The organism is Mesorhizobium sp. U510, from assembly GCF_059180695.1.
On the sequence record NZ_CP180532.1, the window covers coordinates 1,726,889 to 1,742,221 of the forward strand.

11 protein-coding genes are annotated in these 15,333 nt (G+C 64.3%); 7 read left to right on the plus strand and 4 right to left on the minus strand.

Annotated features, from left to right (window positions below; genetic code table 11):
- The first annotated feature begins 86 nt into the window (after nt 1–86).
- Genes ACLGL5_RS10335 through ACLGL5_RS10355 form a run of 5 tightly spaced genes read left to right on the plus strand, consistent with a single transcriptional unit; the run spans nt 87 to nt 5,303 of the window.
- On the plus strand, nt 87–1,730 hold the full coding sequence (locus tag ACLGL5_RS10335) for an ABC transporter substrate-binding protein (protein WP_027047717.1): 1,644 nt from the start codon (nt 87–89) through the stop codon (nt 1,728–1,730).
- An 18-nt stretch (nt 1,731–1,748) separates the two neighbouring features.
- A complete protein-coding gene (locus ACLGL5_RS10340; protein WP_019863044.1) occupies nt 1,749–2,810 on the plus strand; it encodes an ABC transporter permease in 1,062 nt (353 codons plus the stop codon).
- Nucleotides 2,807–3,727 (plus strand): nickel transporter permease, encoded by a 921-nt coding sequence (nikC, locus tag ACLGL5_RS10345; protein WP_019863045.1) that lies wholly within the window; start codon nt 2,807–2,809, stop codon nt 3,725–3,727. Before ACLGL5_RS10340 ends, nikC begins: the two co-directional genes overlap by 4 nt.
- Entirely contained in the window at nt 3,724–4,560 is an 837-nt protein-coding gene (locus tag ACLGL5_RS10350) for an ABC transporter ATP-binding protein (protein ID WP_069090926.1), read from the plus strand. The genes nikC and ACLGL5_RS10350 overlap by 4 nt, the downstream gene beginning before the upstream one ends.
- The gene (locus ACLGL5_RS10355) at nt 4,557–5,303 is read left to right on the plus strand and encodes an ABC transporter ATP-binding protein (RefSeq protein ID WP_027047718.1); all 747 of its coding nucleotides are present in this window, start codon (nt 4,557–4,559) and stop codon (nt 5,301–5,303) included. The genes ACLGL5_RS10350 and ACLGL5_RS10355 overlap by 4 nt, the downstream gene beginning before the upstream one ends.
- Before the next feature lie 40 nt (nt 5,304–5,343).
- On the opposite strand, the gene ACLGL5_RS10360 is transcribed toward ACLGL5_RS10355, so the two are convergent.
- Genes ACLGL5_RS10360 through ACLGL5_RS10370 form a run of 3 tightly spaced genes read right to left on the minus strand, consistent with a single transcriptional unit; the run spans nt 5,344 to nt 10,645 of the window.
- The gene (locus tag ACLGL5_RS10360) at nt 5,344–8,439 is read right to left on the minus strand and encodes an efflux RND transporter permease subunit (RefSeq protein ID WP_069090927.1); all 3,096 of its coding nucleotides are present in this window, start codon (nt 8,437–8,439) and stop codon (nt 5,344–5,346) included.
- Nucleotides 8,439–9,509 (minus strand): efflux RND transporter periplasmic adaptor subunit, encoded by a 1,071-nt coding sequence (locus tag ACLGL5_RS10365; protein WP_069090928.1) that lies wholly within the window; start codon nt 9,507–9,509, stop codon nt 8,439–8,441. Before ACLGL5_RS10365 ends, ACLGL5_RS10360 begins: the two co-directional genes overlap by 1 nt.
- On the minus strand, nt 9,506–10,645 hold the full coding sequence (locus ACLGL5_RS10370; RefSeq protein ID WP_064984603.1) for an efflux RND transporter periplasmic adaptor subunit: 1,140 nt from the start codon (nt 10,643–10,645) through the stop codon (nt 9,506–9,508). Before ACLGL5_RS10370 ends, ACLGL5_RS10365 begins: the two co-directional genes overlap by 4 nt.
- Nucleotides 10,646–10,870: 225 nt before the next feature.
- Between ACLGL5_RS10370 and ACLGL5_RS10375 the strand changes: the two genes are divergently transcribed.
- A complete protein-coding gene (locus tag ACLGL5_RS10375; protein WP_027047720.1) occupies nt 10,871–12,148 on the plus strand; it encodes a 4-aminobutyrate--2-oxoglutarate transaminase in 1,278 nt (425 codons plus the stop codon).
- A 111-nt stretch (nt 12,149–12,259) separates the two neighbouring features.
- On the opposite strand, the gene ACLGL5_RS10380 is transcribed toward ACLGL5_RS10375, so the two are convergent.
- Complete coding sequence (locus ACLGL5_RS10380) at nt 12,260–13,513, minus strand: NAD(P)/FAD-dependent oxidoreductase (RefSeq protein ID WP_069090929.1); 1,254 nt, start codon at nt 13,511–13,513, stop codon at nt 12,260–12,262.
- A gap of 434 nt (nt 13,514–13,947) precedes the next feature.
- Here ACLGL5_RS10380 and ACLGL5_RS10385 point away from each other — a divergent pair, with 434 nt between their 5' ends.
- Entirely contained in the window at nt 13,948–15,237 is a 1,290-nt protein-coding gene (locus ACLGL5_RS10385; RefSeq protein WP_069090930.1) for an imelysin family protein, read from the plus strand.
- Nucleotides 15,238–15,333: the final 96 nt, after the last annotated feature.

Here is a 15,333-nt window from a genome sequence, read left to right on the forward strand (position 1 = left end):
GAGGCCGTCCCTTGGCCCCGACAAGAATTCTACAATCCTGAGCCGGGAACTCAGGTCAACAACCAACAAAACAGGGAACAATCACCATGATGATGGAAAAGTTTGCTCTTCGCTCGCGTGCCTTGCTTGCGGGCGCGGCGGTGTCCGCGCTGCTCATTGGCGCAGCACCCGCCTTCGCCGTCACACCCGCCGACACGCTGGTCGAGGGCTTCGCCATCGACGACATCATCTCCATGGATCCGGGCGAAGCGTTCGAACTGTCGACCGCCGAAGTCACCGGCAACACCTATGACCTGCTGGTCCGTCTCGACCTCAGCGACACCTCCAAGGTCAAGCCGGATCTCGCAGAGAGCTGGACCGTCTCCGACGACGGCCTGACCTATACGTTCAAGCTCAAGCCAGGCCTCAAATTCGCCTCGGGCAATCCGATCACCGCGGCCGACGTCGCCTATTCGTTCGAGCGCGCCGTCAAGCTGGACAAGAGCCCGGCCTTCATCATCGACCAGTTCGGCATCAGCGGCGACAACGTCACCGAAAAGGCCAAGGCAATCGACGACACCACCTTCCAGTTCACCGTCGACAAGGCCTATGCGCCGAGCTTCGTGCTGAACTGCCTGTCGGCCACGGTCGCTTCTGTTGTCGACGCCAAGCTGGTCAAGGAGCATGTCGCCGCGGTGACGCCGAGCGCCGACTACAAATGGGACAATGACTTCGGCAATGCCTGGCTGAAGACCGGCTATGCCGGCTCCGGCGCCTACAAGCTGCGCGAATGGCGCGCCAACGAAGCCGTCGTCATGGAGCGCAACGACAATTATCACGGTGAAAAGGCCAAGCTCGCCCGCGTCATCTACCGCAACATGAAGGAAAGCTCGGCCCAGCGCCTGGCGCTCGAAGCCGGCGACATCGACGTTGCCCGCAACCTCGAGCCGAACGACCTCGACGCCATCGCCAAGAACGCCGATCTCACCACCACCAGCGCGCCGAAGGGCACGGTCTATTACATCAGCCTGAACCAGAAGAACCCGAACCTCGCCAAGCCCGAGGTTCGCCAGGCCTTCAAATACCTGGTCGACTACGATGCGCTGAGCTCGACCATCCTCAAGGGTATCGGCGAAATCCACCAGTCATTCCTGCCCAAGGGCGATCTCGGGGCCATCGACACCAATCCCTTCAAGCTCGACGTTGCCAAAGCCAAGGAATTGCTGGCCAAGGCCGGCCTGGCCGACGGCTTCAGCGTCACCATGGACGTACGCACCGGCCAGCCGACGACCGGAATGGCCGAATCGATCCAGCAGACGCTCGGCCAGGCCGGCATCAAGCTGGAGATCATTCCAGGTGACGGCAAGCAGACGCTGACCAAGTACCGCGCCCGCAACCATGACATCTATATCGGCAATTGGGGCCAGGATTATTTCGATCCGAACTCCAACGCCCAGACCTTCGCCTCCAACCCCGACAATTCGGATGCCGGCAAGTCGCACACGCTCGCCTGGCGCAATTCCTGGGACATTCCGGACCTGACCAAGGAAACCGAAGCGGCACTGCTGGAGAAGGATGCAGGCAAGCGGGCTGATATGTACAAGGATTTGCAGCAGAAGATCCTCGACACCAGCCCCTTCGTCATCATCCATCAGCAATTGGAAGTGGCCGGGCTGCGCAAGAACCTCAAGGGCTTCGCGCTTGGTCCGAGCTTCGACAGCAACTTCGTCGGCCCGGTCTCGAAAGAATAAAGCCGACGGACGCGCCGCATGAGCGCGATTGAAAACGAGAGCGGGCGCGGCAGCGCCCGCGCGGTCGCCATTGCCTCGGCGATCGGCCGTTTCCTGGTCATCGCGGTCACGACCTATCTTGGTCTTCTCGCGGTGACCTTCTTCATCGGCCGTGTCATCCCGATCGATCCGGTGCTGGCGGTGCTCGGCGATCGGGCGCCTCTCAATGTCGTGGAGCGCACGCGCCGCGAGATGGGCCTCGACCTGCCGCTGATCGAACAGTTCTACATCTATGTGAAAAATGCCCTGAACGGTGATTTCGGCACATCGGTGCTGACCACCAACCCGGTCATGACTGACATTCGCCGCGCCCTTCCAGCAACGACGGAACTGGCGACGCTGGGGACACTGATCGGTGCGCTGTTCGGCGTGCCGCTCGGCGTGCTGGCCGCGGTCAGGCGCGGCAGCATCATCGACCAGATCGTGCGCGTCATTGGCCTGATCGGCTATTCCGTGCCGATCTTCTGGCTCGGCCTGCTTGGCCTCGTCCTGTTCTACGCCAAATTGCAATGGGTGGCTTTTCCGGCTCGGCTCGATGTCGTCTACGAATACACCTTCACGCCGATCACCGGTTTCTACCTTCTCGATTCGGCGATGCAGGGTCAGTGGGATGTCTTCTGGGATGCCTTCCGCCACATCATCTTGCCGGCCTCGCTGCTCGGCTATTTCTCGCTCGCCTATATCAGCCGCATGACGCGCTCGTTCATGCTCAACGAACTTGCGCAGGAATACATCGTCGCCGCCCGCGCCAAGGGCCTGTCGGAAACCCGCATCATCTGGGGCCACGCGCTACGCAATGCCGCGGTGCCGATGGTGACGGTGATCGCGCTCTCCTATGCTGGGTTGCTCGAAGGCTCGGTGCTGACCGAGACTGTCTTCTCCTGGCCGGGCATCGGCCTCTACATTACCAACTCGCTGCAGAACGCCGATATGAATGCCGTCCTTGGCGGCACCATCGTCATCGGTTCGGTGTTCATCGCCATCAACCTTCTGTCGGATCTTCTCTACCGCGTGCTGGACCCGAGGACGAAGACAGGATGAGCGCAGACACCATCCAGAGCCGTCGCGACTGGCTGCTCAGCGAGCGGCCGGCCTCGCGCATGCAGGCTAGGCTCGGACGCGCCTATGTCGCGTGGCGGCGTTTCTCGGCCAACCGGCTGGCTTTTGTCGGCCTGCTGATCATCATCGCCTTGCTGGTCATCGCAGCCCTTGCCGGCGTGCTGGCGCCCTATTCGCCGACCTTCGGTGATCTCAAGAATTCCCGGCTGCTGGCGCCCAGCGCCGAGCACTGGTTCGGCACGGACGACCTCGGCCGCGATATCCTTTCGCGCATCCTCTACGGTTCGCGCTGGACGCTCTATGTCGTCATCCTGGTCGCCATCATCGCCGCCCCCATCGGCCTGCTGGTGGGCACCGTCGCCGGTTACGCCGGCGGCTGGACCGATGCCATCCTGATGCGCATCACCGACATCTTCCTCGCCTTCCCCAAGCTGGTTCTGGCGCTGGCCTTTGTCGCTGCCCTCGGCCCCGGCATCGAAAACGCGGTGCTGGCGATAGCCATCACCTCATGGCCGCCTTACGCTCGAATTGCTCGCGCGGAAACGCTGACGGTGCGCAATTCCGATTACATCAAGGCTGTGCAGCTGATGGGCGCGTCGCCCTTCCGCATCGTGCTGCGCCACATCATGCCGCTCTGCATCTCCTCGCTGATCGTCCGGGTGACGCTCGACATGGCCGGCATCATCCTCACCGCCGCCGGCCTCGGCTTCCTCGGCCTCGGCGCGCAGCCGCCGCTGCCTGAGTGGGGCACGATGATCGCGTCGGGCCGCCGCTTCATCCTCGATCAATGGTGGGTGGCCGGCGCGCCGGGCTTCGCCATCCTCATCGTCAGCCTCGGCTTCAACCTGCTTGGCGACGGCTTGCGCGATGCGCTCGATCCCCGGAGTGGTGACCAATGAGCGGCACGCTGCTTGAAGTCGACGATCTTCGGGTCGATTTTCCGACCCGCACCGGCCTGGTCCAGGCCGTGCGCGGCGTTTCCTTCGTGCTTGGCCGTGAGCGGCTCGGCATCGTCGGCGAAAGCGGATCCGGAAAATCGCAGACCGGCCGCGCCATTATGGGCCTGACGCCGCCACAGGCCAGGATATCGGCCAGGAAACTGGCCTTCGACGGCATTGACCTGCTCGGCATCTCGCCGCGCCAGCGCCGGGCATTGCGGGGAAACCGCATCGCCATGATCCTGCAGGATCCGAAATACTCGCTCGACCCGGTGATGAGCATCGGCCGCCAGATCGTCGAGACGCTGCGCACCCACGAAAAAGTCAGCAAGGCCGAAGCGCGCGAGCGCGCGCTGGCCATGCTGGAAGCGGTCCAGATCCGCGATCCCAAACGCGTCTTCGACCTGCATCCGCACGAAGTGTCCGGCGGCATGGGCCAGCGCGCCATGATCGCCATGATGCTGATCGCCGGGCCGGAAATGATGATTGCCGACGAGCCGACCTCGGCGCTCGACGTCACCGTGCAACTCGACGTGCTCGGCATCCTCGATAAATTGGTCAGCGATCGTGGCATGGGGCTGATCTTCATTTCGCATGATCTGCGCCTGGTTTCGTCCTTCTGCGATCGCGTCATCGTCATGTATGCCGGCAAGGTGGTCGAGCAGCTCAAGGCCTCCGAACTCGGCCAGGCCCAGCATCCCTACACGCGCGGCCTGCTCAACTGCATGCCCAGGATCGGCTTCGAGCGCCACCCGCTGCCGGTGCTCGACCGCAAGCCGGAGTGGGCGGCATGACAGCTGCGATCACCGTCGACGGGCTGGAAGTGATCTTCGACCGGTTTCGCGCGCTGAAAGGCGTCAGCCTCGAAGTCAGGTCAGGCGAATCCTTCGGCCTGGTCGGCGAGAGTGGTTCCGGCAAGTCGACGCTGCTCAGGGCGATCGCCGGCCTCGCGCCGGTCGCATCGGGCAGCATCACCGTCAACGGCAAGACGCTCGGCACGCGCCGCGACAAGGCCTTTTATCGCGAAGTGCAGATGGTCTTCCAGGATCCCTATGGCTCGCTGCACCCGCGCCAGACCGTCGACCGCCTGCTGCAGGAACCGCTTGCCATCCACGGCTTTGCCGATGGCGAGAAGCGCATCGAACGCGCGCTCGACGAGGTCGGCCTCGGCAACGGCTTTCGCTTCCGCTACGCGCATCAGTTGTCGGGCGGCCAGCGCCAGCGCGTGGCGATCGCACGTGCGCTCATCCTCGAACCCTCGATCCTGCTGCTCGACGAGCCGACCTCGGCGCTGGATGCCTCGGTGCAGGCGGAAGTGCTCAACCTTTTGGAAGAGGTCCGCCGACGGCGCAAGCTGACTTTCCTGATGGTCAGCCACGACCTCGCCATCATCACCCATATGTGCGAGCGGCTGATGGTGATGCAAAGCGGCGAGGCGGTCGAGAATCTCACGGCGGCCCAACTTGTCGCGCACCGCGTGACAGAGGATTATACGCGCAATCTGCTCAGGGCCAGCGAGGGGTTTGTGAGGGCGTAGCCAAGCTTTTTAAATCGACTTCCTTGGCGCCACGCGAGCGTCAGGCGGCTCCGCCCTCAGGCAAGGCTCCGCTGTGTCCAGCTTGGCTCGATTGCTTCGGCTCCTTGATCCGGAACCACGTCACATAAAGCGCCGGCAGGAACAGCAGCGTGATCGCCGTACCCGCGATGATGCCGCCCATCATCGCGTAGGCCATCGGTCCCCAGAACACTTCGCGCGCGATTGGGATCAGCGCCAGGCTGGCGGCGGCCGCGGTCAGCGCGATCGGCCGCATCCGGTGTTCCGTCGCCTCGATGACGGCCGCCCAGCGGTCCTTCCCTTCGGCGACGAGGTCCTCGATCTGCACGATCAGGATGACCGAGTTGCGGATCAGGATGCCAATCAGCGCCAGCACGCCCAGGATGGCGACGAAGCCGAGTGGTGCTCCGCTCGGCACCAGGGCCGCGACCACGCCGATCAGCCCGAGCGGCGCCACCGCCACCACCAGGAACAGGCGCTGGAAGCTCTGCAACTGGATCATCAGGATCGTGGCCATGACGAAAAGCATCAGCGGCACCACGGCCGCGATCGGCCCCTGGCTCTTGGCGCTTTCCTCGACCGAGCCGGCGGTCTCGACCGAATAGCCCGGCGGCAGCTTGGCGATGAAGGCATCGACCGATGCCTTCAGCTCGTTGACCACGGTGGCAGGCAGCACGTCGCCGACCAGTCCGGCGCGCACGGTGATCGTCGGAATGCGGTCGCGCCGCCACACCGTTGGCTGCTCGAGCTCGTAGCGGAAATTGGCCACCGCCGCGAGCGGGATCGCCTCGCCGGTGCTGGTCGGCAACTGCATGTTCTGCAGCGTACCGATCGAGCCGCGTTCGGCATCGCGTGAGCGCGCCACGACATTGATGAGATAGGTGGCGTCGCGCACCTGCGTGATGGTGGCGCCGCCGACCGTGCTGTTGAGCGCGCTGGCGATATCGGAAGAGGTGATGCCGAGCTGGCGCGCCTTGTCCTGCAGCACGTCGACCCTCAGCACGCGTTGCGGCTCGTTCCAGTCGAAGGTGGGGGCCGCCAGTTTCGAATTGGCCGAGATCACACCGGCGAATTGTTGCGCCAGCTCGCGCACCGCCTGGATGTCGGGACCGCCGACGCGGTATTGCACCGGACGGCCGACAGGCGGGCCGAGCTCGAGCAGCTTGACGAAGGCGTCGGTGCCGACAAATTCCTCGCGGAGCAGCTTTTCCAGCGCCGGCTTGACCCGGTTGCGGGCCTCGATGCTCTTGGTGACGATCACGGTCTGGCCGAAATAGGGGTTGGCCGGCTGCACGTCGTAGGCCAGCACGAAGCGCACCGCGCCCTGGCCGATATAGGACGAGAAATGGTCGATGTCGGGATTGCCGACCAGCGCCCGCTGCTCGAAGCGCTCCATCTGGTCGCGCGTCTCGGCGATAGAGGAATTCTGCGGCAGGTTCCAGTCGACGATCAGCTCGGGCCGGTCGGAGGGCGGGAAGAACTGCTGCTGGACGAGACCGAAGCCGGCGATCGAGGCGGCAAACAACAGCACTGTGGCGATGATGGTCAGCCAGTGGTGGCGCACCGAGCCGACAAGCACGCGCCGGAACAGCGAGGTGAAGCGTCCCGGCTGGTCGTGGTGTTTCGTCTTCATCGTCGCCGGCAGGATAGTGACGCCGAGCAGCGGCGCGAACAGCACCGCCACGATCCACGACACCAGCAGCGACACGGCGATGACGACGAACAGCGTGAAAGTGTATTCGCCGGCTGCACTCGAATTGAGCCCGATCGGGATGAAGCCGGCGACCGTCACCAGCGTGCCGGTCAGCATCGGGAAGGCGGTCGATGTGTAGACATAGGTCGCCGCCTTGCGCAGATTGTCGCCGACCTCCAGCCGCGCCACCATCATCTCGACGGCGATCATGGCGTCGTCGACCAAAAGGCCGAGCGCGATGATCAGCGCGCCGAGTGAAATGCGCTGCAGCGAAATGCCGAGATAGGCCATGACCGTGAAGGTGATGGCCAGCACCAGCGGGATCGACAGCGCCACGACGAAGCCGGCGCGCATGCCGAGGCTGATGAACGATACTGCAAGCACGATGGCCACCGCCTCGAACAGGGCGCGGGTGAAGCCCGAGACGGCCTCCTCGACGATGACCGGCTGGTCGGCGACCAGGTGCACGCCGACACCGACCGGCAGGTCGGCCAGCACCTTGTTCATCTCCTCGTGCAGCGCCTCGCCGAACTGCAGCAGATTGGCATTGGGCTTCATGCCGATGGCGAGCCCGATCGCGTCCTGGCCGTTGAAGCGGAAAAGCGCCGTTGGCGGATCGGCATAGCCGCGCGTGATCGTCGCCACGTCGCTCAGCCGGAAGAAGCGGTCGTTGACGCGTAGGTTGATGGCGCGAAGGCTGTCCTCGGAGGTGAACTGGCCGCCGACGCGTACGCTGATGCGCTCCGGTCCGGACTGGATGACGCCGGACGGCGTGATCGCGTTCTGCGCCTGCAGGCTTGCCACGATCGCCTGCTGGTTGAGGCCGAGGGCGGCGATCTGGCGGGTCGAGAATTCGAGATAGATCGCTTCGTCCTGCGCGCCGACGAGATCGACCTTGCCGGCATTGGGCACGGTCAGGATCTTGGTGCGGACATCCTCGACATAGTCGCGCAATTGGCGCGGCGTCAGCCCGTCAGAAGTGAAGGCGTAGATGTTGCCGTAGACATCGCCGAAGCGGTCGTTGAAGAACGGTCCCTGCACGCCTTGCGGAAACTGCGCCTTGATGTCGTTGACCATGTTGCGCACCTGAAGCCAGTTCGGCACGACATCGCGCGCCTTGGTGGTGTCCTTCAGGTTGACGAAGATGACGGTCTGGCCGGCGGTGGTGACGGACTTGGTATAGTCGAGGCTGTCGAGTTCCTCGAGCTTCTTCTCGATGCGATCGGTTACCTGCTGCACGGTCTCCTTGACCGATGCGCCCGGCCAGTTGGCCTGGATGATCATCGTCTTGATGGTGAAGTTGGGGTCTTCCTCACGACCGAGATTGAGGTAGGAGAAGATGCCGGCCACGACGAAGACCAGCATGAAATACCACACCATGGAGCGGTGGCTGAGCGCCCAGTCGGAGAGATTGAAGCCCTTCATCAGACGCCGCCCTCCAGCACTTTGACCTTCTGGCCTTCGCTCAGGCTGTGGACGCCCGCGGTGACGACGCGCATGCCGGCGTTGAGCCCTTCAGCCACTGTGAAGGCGCCGCCATTCTTCGACGCGACCTTGATGTCGCGCGTGCTCACGCTCGATGTCTGCGGGTCGACGATCCACACCTCGTCGGCGCCGTTCTTTTCCAGCAGCGCCGAGATGGGCAGTTCGATCGTCGGCGCCACCTTGGTCACGCGGGTCGCCGTCACCGTCGAGCCGAGCCGAAAGGCCTGTGGCGGATCGGTGAGTGTCAGCTTGACGCGCCGGGTGCGGGTCGAGCCTTCGGCCTGCGGCGCGATCTCGCGCAGCTTGGCCTGGGTCTCGATCGTCGGCAGCGATTGCAGGATCACCTGGAACGGCGTGCCGGTGGTGAGATCGCCGGTCAACTGATCGGGGATATCGACCACGGCTTCGCGCAGATCCGAGCGCGCCACGGTGACGACCGTCTGGCCGGCCGAGACGGTCTGTCCGACCTCGGCGCCGACGGCGGTGACGACGCCGTCGAAATCCGAGAACAACCTGGCGTAGCCGAGCTGCTCCTGCGATTTGGCCAGCGAAGCCTTGGCCCGCTCGACATTGGCCTCCGCGGCCTTGCGTGCCTGCTGCGCGGCATCGAAGACGGCCTGCGAGGCGTTGGCCGCGGCAAGCAGCTGGCGCTGGCGCTCCTCGCTGGCGGCAGCATTGGCGAACTGTGCCTCGGCATTGGAGAGCTCGGCCTTGGCTGCTTGCACCGCCAGCTCCAGCGCGGTCGGATCGAGCGTGGCGATCGTCGTGCCCTTGCTGACGATGTCGCCGACCTTGACGTCGCGCGAGACGACCCGGCCAAGCAGGCGGAAGGCAAGGTCGGCGCTGATCTGCGGCTCGACCGAGCCGGCAAAGCCGAAGGTCTGCGTCGTGCGCGGCTCGACCACCATCGACAGCACCGGCCGGATGACCTCCGGTGGCTTTTCCTCCGATTTCGAGCAGGCGGCGAGCGCGCCAAGCGCGAACAGGCCAAGCATGATGGACCGGTTCATTGGCCCGCCCCCGATATCTCGACCGTCTGGCCAGGACTGAGCAACTGCCCGCCTGCGGTCACGACGCTTTGGCCCTCGTTCAGTCCGCTGGCGATGACGACCGTGCCCGAATCGAAAGCCAGCACCTCGACCGGCGTCGGCGCCACCGCCTTGGTCGAGGGGTCGACGATCCAGACCGCCGGTTTGCCCGCGCTGGATGTCAGCGCCTGCCAGGGCAGCAGGATCGCCTTCGCCGGCTTGGCGCTGACCGACCCGATGACGGCCGCCCCGAGCGGCATGCCGGCGGGCGTGTCGGCAATACCGACCTTGACCCGGATCGAACCGGAAGCCTGGTCGACCGCCGGCGAGATCTCGCGCACCTTGCCTGTCGCCCGGACCTGCGGGTCGGACAACAATGTGATCGTCACCGCCGGCGAGGCCGGCGTCTTGGCGACCAGCGTCTCCTGCACGTTGAACACCGCATCGCGGTCACCGTCCTCGGCGACCGTGAAGACGGTTTGTGCCGCCTGCACCACCTGGCCGGTTTCGACCTGGCGGGCGGTGATCACACCGGCGGCACCCGCCTTGAGCTCGGTGAAGGACAGGTTCTGCTGGGCGTTGGCGAATGCGCTCTGCGCGGCATCGACGCTGCCTTGCGCCACCTTCAGCGCCTGGTCGGCGGCATCATAGTCGCGCCTTGTGGTGAAGCCCTGGGCAAGCAGCGTCTTCTGCCGCTCGAAGGCGGCGGCGGACTGGGTCAGCTGCGCTTGTGCTGCGTCAAGATCGGCCTGTGCGGAGCGCAGATCGGATTGCTGCTCCTGCGGATCGATGCGGGCAAGCACCGCGCCCTGGTCGACATGCTGGCCGACATCAACAAGCCGCTCGGCAATGCGGCCGCCGACGCGGAACGACAGATTGTTCAGCGTGCGCGCCGCTATGACCCCGGTCAGCGAGGTTCTCGGCGCATAGTCGGCCATCGCCACTGTTTCGGTGCGCACCATGATCGGCAGTTTCTTGTCCGCCGCTTCCTGCTTCTGGCAGCCGGCCAGAAGCAATGCGGCTGCGCAGACGCACATTGCCGAGGCGATTGGAAATGACAAAAGACTGGAGGTTCTGACGGATGGCGGCGAGACGAACGATGTCGCGTTCCTGCTCATGGGCTCCCCAGCCGCGGGTTGCTGATCCTCGCGGATGTCAGGAGGATAATCGATCCCCGGAAAAAGGAAACCGGCCTCGTACGGGTATCGCCCGACTGGTTAAGGCCCGGACCTTCTCGTCGCAGGCCCAATCGCCCGCCGGTGGTGCCGACTTGAGGAAAACATGAAATAAGGTCAGAAGACATCTGATCAACGAGGACGGGCGCCGGCCCGATGAGGGATATCATGAAGAATTCAGCCATTTCCGAACGCAAAAACCAGTCGATCTCGCGCGGCGTCGGCATGACCACGCAAATCTATGCCGACCGGGCCGAAAATTCGGAAATCTGGGATGTCGAAGGCCGTCGCTACATCGACTTTTCCTCGGGCATCGCCGTCGTCAACACCGGCCACCGCCACCCCAGGGTGATCGAAGCGGTCAAGGCGCAGCTCGACCGTTTCACCCACACCTGCCACCAGGTCGTGCCCTATGAGAGCTACGTCAGGCTGGCCGAACGGCTGAATGCCATGCTGCCCGGCAAGTTCGAGAAGAAGACGATCTTCGTCACCACCGGCGCCGAGGCGGTCGAGAACGCCATCAAGATCGCCCGCAATGCCACCGGACGCCCGGCCGTCATCGCCTTCGCCGGCGGCTTCCATGGCCGCACCTTCATGGGCATGGCGCTGACCGGCAAGGTCGTGCCCTACAAGGTCGGCTTCGGCGCCATGCCGGGCGACGTCTATCACGCGCCGTTCCCGGTGCCGCTGCATGGTGTGTCGGTTGCCGATTCGCTGGCCGCACTCGACCGGTTGTTCAAGGCCGATGTCGATCCGGCCCGCGTCGCCGCCATCATTGTCGAGCCGGTTCAGGGCGAGGGCGGCTTCTACGAGGCGCCGCGCGAATTCTTGACCGCGCTGCGCAAGCTCTGCGACCAGCACGGCATGCTTTTGATCGCCGACGAGGTGCAGACCGGCTTTGCCCGCACCGGCAAGATGTTCGCGATGGATCACCATGAAGTCGCGGCCGACATCACCACCATGGCCAAGAGCCTGGCCGGCGGCTTCCCGCTGTCGGCCGTCACCGGCCGCGCCGAAATCATGGATGCGCCCGGCCCCGGCGGCCTCGGCGGCACCTATGGCGGCAGCCCGATCGGGGTTGCCGCGGCACACGCGGTTCTCGACGTGATCGAGGACGAAAAGCTTTGCGACCGCGCCAACACCCTGGGCGCGCGGCTGAAGCAGCGCCTGCAGTCGATCCGCGACGACGTGCCCGAGATCGTCGATATCAGGGGCCTCGGCTTCATGAACGCGGTCGAGTTCAACGACGTCAAGAAGGGCCTGCCGTCGGCCGAGATCGCCAACGCCATCCGGCTGAAAGCGCTCGACAAGGGCCTGATCCTGCTGACCTGCGGCGTCTACGGCAACGTCATCCGCTTCCTTGCGCCAATCACCATCCAGGACGAGGTCATGAACGAGGCGCTCGACATTCTGGAAAGCTCGATCCGCGAAGTCTGCGCCGCCTGAACCGCTTTACCTCCCCCTCGTGGGGAGGTCGGACTGAGGTCCGTGTGGGGGGCTTGGCGCCCACCCCGCTGCTTCGCAGCGACCCTCCCCACAAGGGGGAGGGTAAGGCGGCTATCCCGCAGCTCTTGCCGGCTCATCCTGCTGAAAGGCAGCCAGAGCCGCCTTCAACCCCTCGGGACCCATTGCCACCGTCTCCGGCGTCGGCGAGAAGCCGGCGCCCAGCATCTTGCGGCCAAGCATGTGGTCGCCGGGGCGGTTGACGGACTCGATGCCGAGCAACCGGTCGCCGGCATAGTGGTAGATCGAGAACTTGTTGTCGGGCAGGTCGCCCAGCACGACATGGCTGTCGCCGCCGGCGGTCAGCCCGACCATCTGCAGCTTCATGTCGCCAATATCGGACCAGAACCATGGCACCGCCGAATAGGCATCCGCGTGACCGGTGATCGTGCGCGCCGCGAGGCGGGCCTGGTCGGTGGCGTTCTGTACCGATTCCAGCCGCACATCGCCGCCGGTGAACCAGTGTCGGTAGGAGGCAACGTCGCCGATGGCCAGGATTTCCGGCACCGAACTGCGCATCTGGTGATCGACACGGATGCCGTTGGCGATGGCAAGGCCGGCGTCCTGCGCCAGTTCGACATTGGCCACGGCGCCGATGCCGACGATAACCATGCGCGCCGGCAATTTTTCACCCGACGAGGTCATGGCGGCGACGACATGACCGTTTTCGCCTTCGAGCCTTGAAATCGAGGTGCCGGTGAGGATGCGCACGCCGGCCGCTTCCAGCCTTTGGCGGACATGGCTTGCCACCACCGGCGCCACGGCGCGGCCGAGTAGCCGGTCGACCGCTTCCACCACCGTCACCGTGCGGCCGGCCGCACGCAGCGTCGCGGCGATCTCCAGCCCGATAAAGCCGCCACCGAGGATGACGACATCTTCGCTCCGTGCGCTCAAGTCGCGGATCCGCCGGGCATCGGCCAGCGAACGCAGCGACAGGACGCCGGACAGATCCGAGCCAGGCAGCGGCAGGAGGCGCGGGCGCGACCCGGTCGCCAGGATCAGATGGTCGAAGGCAAGCACGCCGCCGCCTGATATCTCCAGGCTGCGGCCGCCGGCATCGATGCGTTCGATCCGCACGCCCGGTCGGTAGTCGATGGCGTTGCCGGTATAGAACGCCTCACCCCGAAGCGGTTGCGGTTTGGCCTCGGCATCCTTGATGAAGGTCTTCGACAGCGGTGGCTTATGGTAGGGCAGTTCGTTCTCGTCACTGATGAGGATCGCCGGCCCGTCATAGCCGTCCTCGCGCAAACTGGCGGCCGCTTGCACGCCCGCATGACCCGCACCGACAATGACCACGCCGTTCTTCATCGCGTTCCAAATCCTGTTTCGATCCTAGGATCTCTCGGCAGGTGGCAATTGTCTGGCGCCGCCGCAAGAGAGCGTTTGCGGGTCGCACCCGGAACGGCGGCTGTCAATCGTACAGTTCGACAGCGAAGCCGGCACAGCCGAGGTGTAAAGTTGACTTCTGTAGTTTAGAATAATTCTAAACTATTGTTTCAATTGGCTTTTCCCGTAGATTTTCGTTGACTTCCATCGGCGCCGAAGCTTTATGGGAGCCTGCGTATTGGCGCATCCCTTTGATGTCTGGGCCTTGAACCCGTTCGATTGGAGGCATTTTGGTGTCTTTTTTCCCCGAACCGCGCAATGGCGCGGCAAGTCTTGGCGCCTTTGGCAACGACGTGGCCCCGCGCCGGTCGCCGCGCGCGCCGCTTACGGAATTTCCGAGAAACTGGAGAGTGATAATGACAGCACGGTATGGCGGCAGGCTGGCGGCGATTGGTGCCACGGCGCTGCTGACGGCGGCGGTGTTCGTGCTGCCTGCCAAGGCGGAAACCGACGCGAAAGCGGTCATCAAGACTTATTCCGATATCGCGCTTGCCAAATATGAGGATTCACTGACCACGGCGCAGGCTCTCGACAAGGCCGTCGATGCGCTGCTGGCCAACCCCTCGGTGGAAACGCTCAATGCCGCCCGCGATGCCTGGAAGGCATCGCGCGTGCCCTACCAGCAGACCGAGGTCTACCGCTTCGGCAACAAGATCGTCGACGACTGGGAAGGCGAGGTGAATTCCTGGCCGCTGGACGAAGGCCTGATCGACTATGTCGCCAAGAGCTACGGCACGGAATCGGACACGAATTCGCTCTATACGGCCAATGTGATCGCCAACAAGGAAATCGAGATCAACGGCAAGAAGGTCGATGCCTCGAAGCTTTCGCCGGAATTCCTCTCCGGCACGTTGCAGCAAGCCGGCGGCGTCGAGGCCAATGTCGCCACCGGCTATCACGCCATCGAATTCCTGCTCTGGGGCCAGGATCTGCACGGCACCGGCCCGGGCGCCGGCGAGCGCCCTTACACCGACTACGACCTCAAGAACTGCACCGGCGGCAATTGCGACCGCCGTGCCGAATATCTGAAGTCCGTCACCACCCTTCTGGTTTCGGACCTGCAGAAGATGGTTAACGACTGGAAGGCAGACGGGGCCGCACGCAAGAACCTGGTCGATGGCGAACCGAACACGGCGATCTCGGTCATCTTCACCGGCATGGGCTCGCTGTCCTACGGTGAACTGGCCGGTGAACGCATGAAACTCGGCTTGATGCTGCATGATCCGGAGGAGGAGCAAGACTGCTTCTCCGACAACACCTACAATTCGCACCTCTATGATGCGATCGGTATCCGCGCCGCCTACCTGGCCAGCTACACGCGCCTCGACGGCACTGTCGTTTCCGGACCTTCGGTGCATGACATGGTCAAGGCGGCCGATCCGGCGATCGACAAGGAACTGTCCGACAAGCTCGACGTCACCGTCGCCAAGATGGAGGCGATCAAGGCGCGGGCCGAGGCCGGCGAGGCCTATGACCAGCAGATCGCCGAGGGTAACGCGGCGGGCAACGCCACCGTGCAGGCGGCGATCGACGCGCTGATCGACCAGACCAAATCGATCGAACGTGCGGTCGGCTCGCTGAAACTCAACGCCATCGCCTTCGAAGGATCCGACAGCCTCGACGCACCCGACAAGGTGTTCAAGTAAGCGCCGAAACCTGGAGCCTGGCCGGAAGCTGATAATCGGCTTCGGAATGGGCTCCGGGACCTGAACAAGCCACACGGCGCGGGAGGCGCCGTCAGC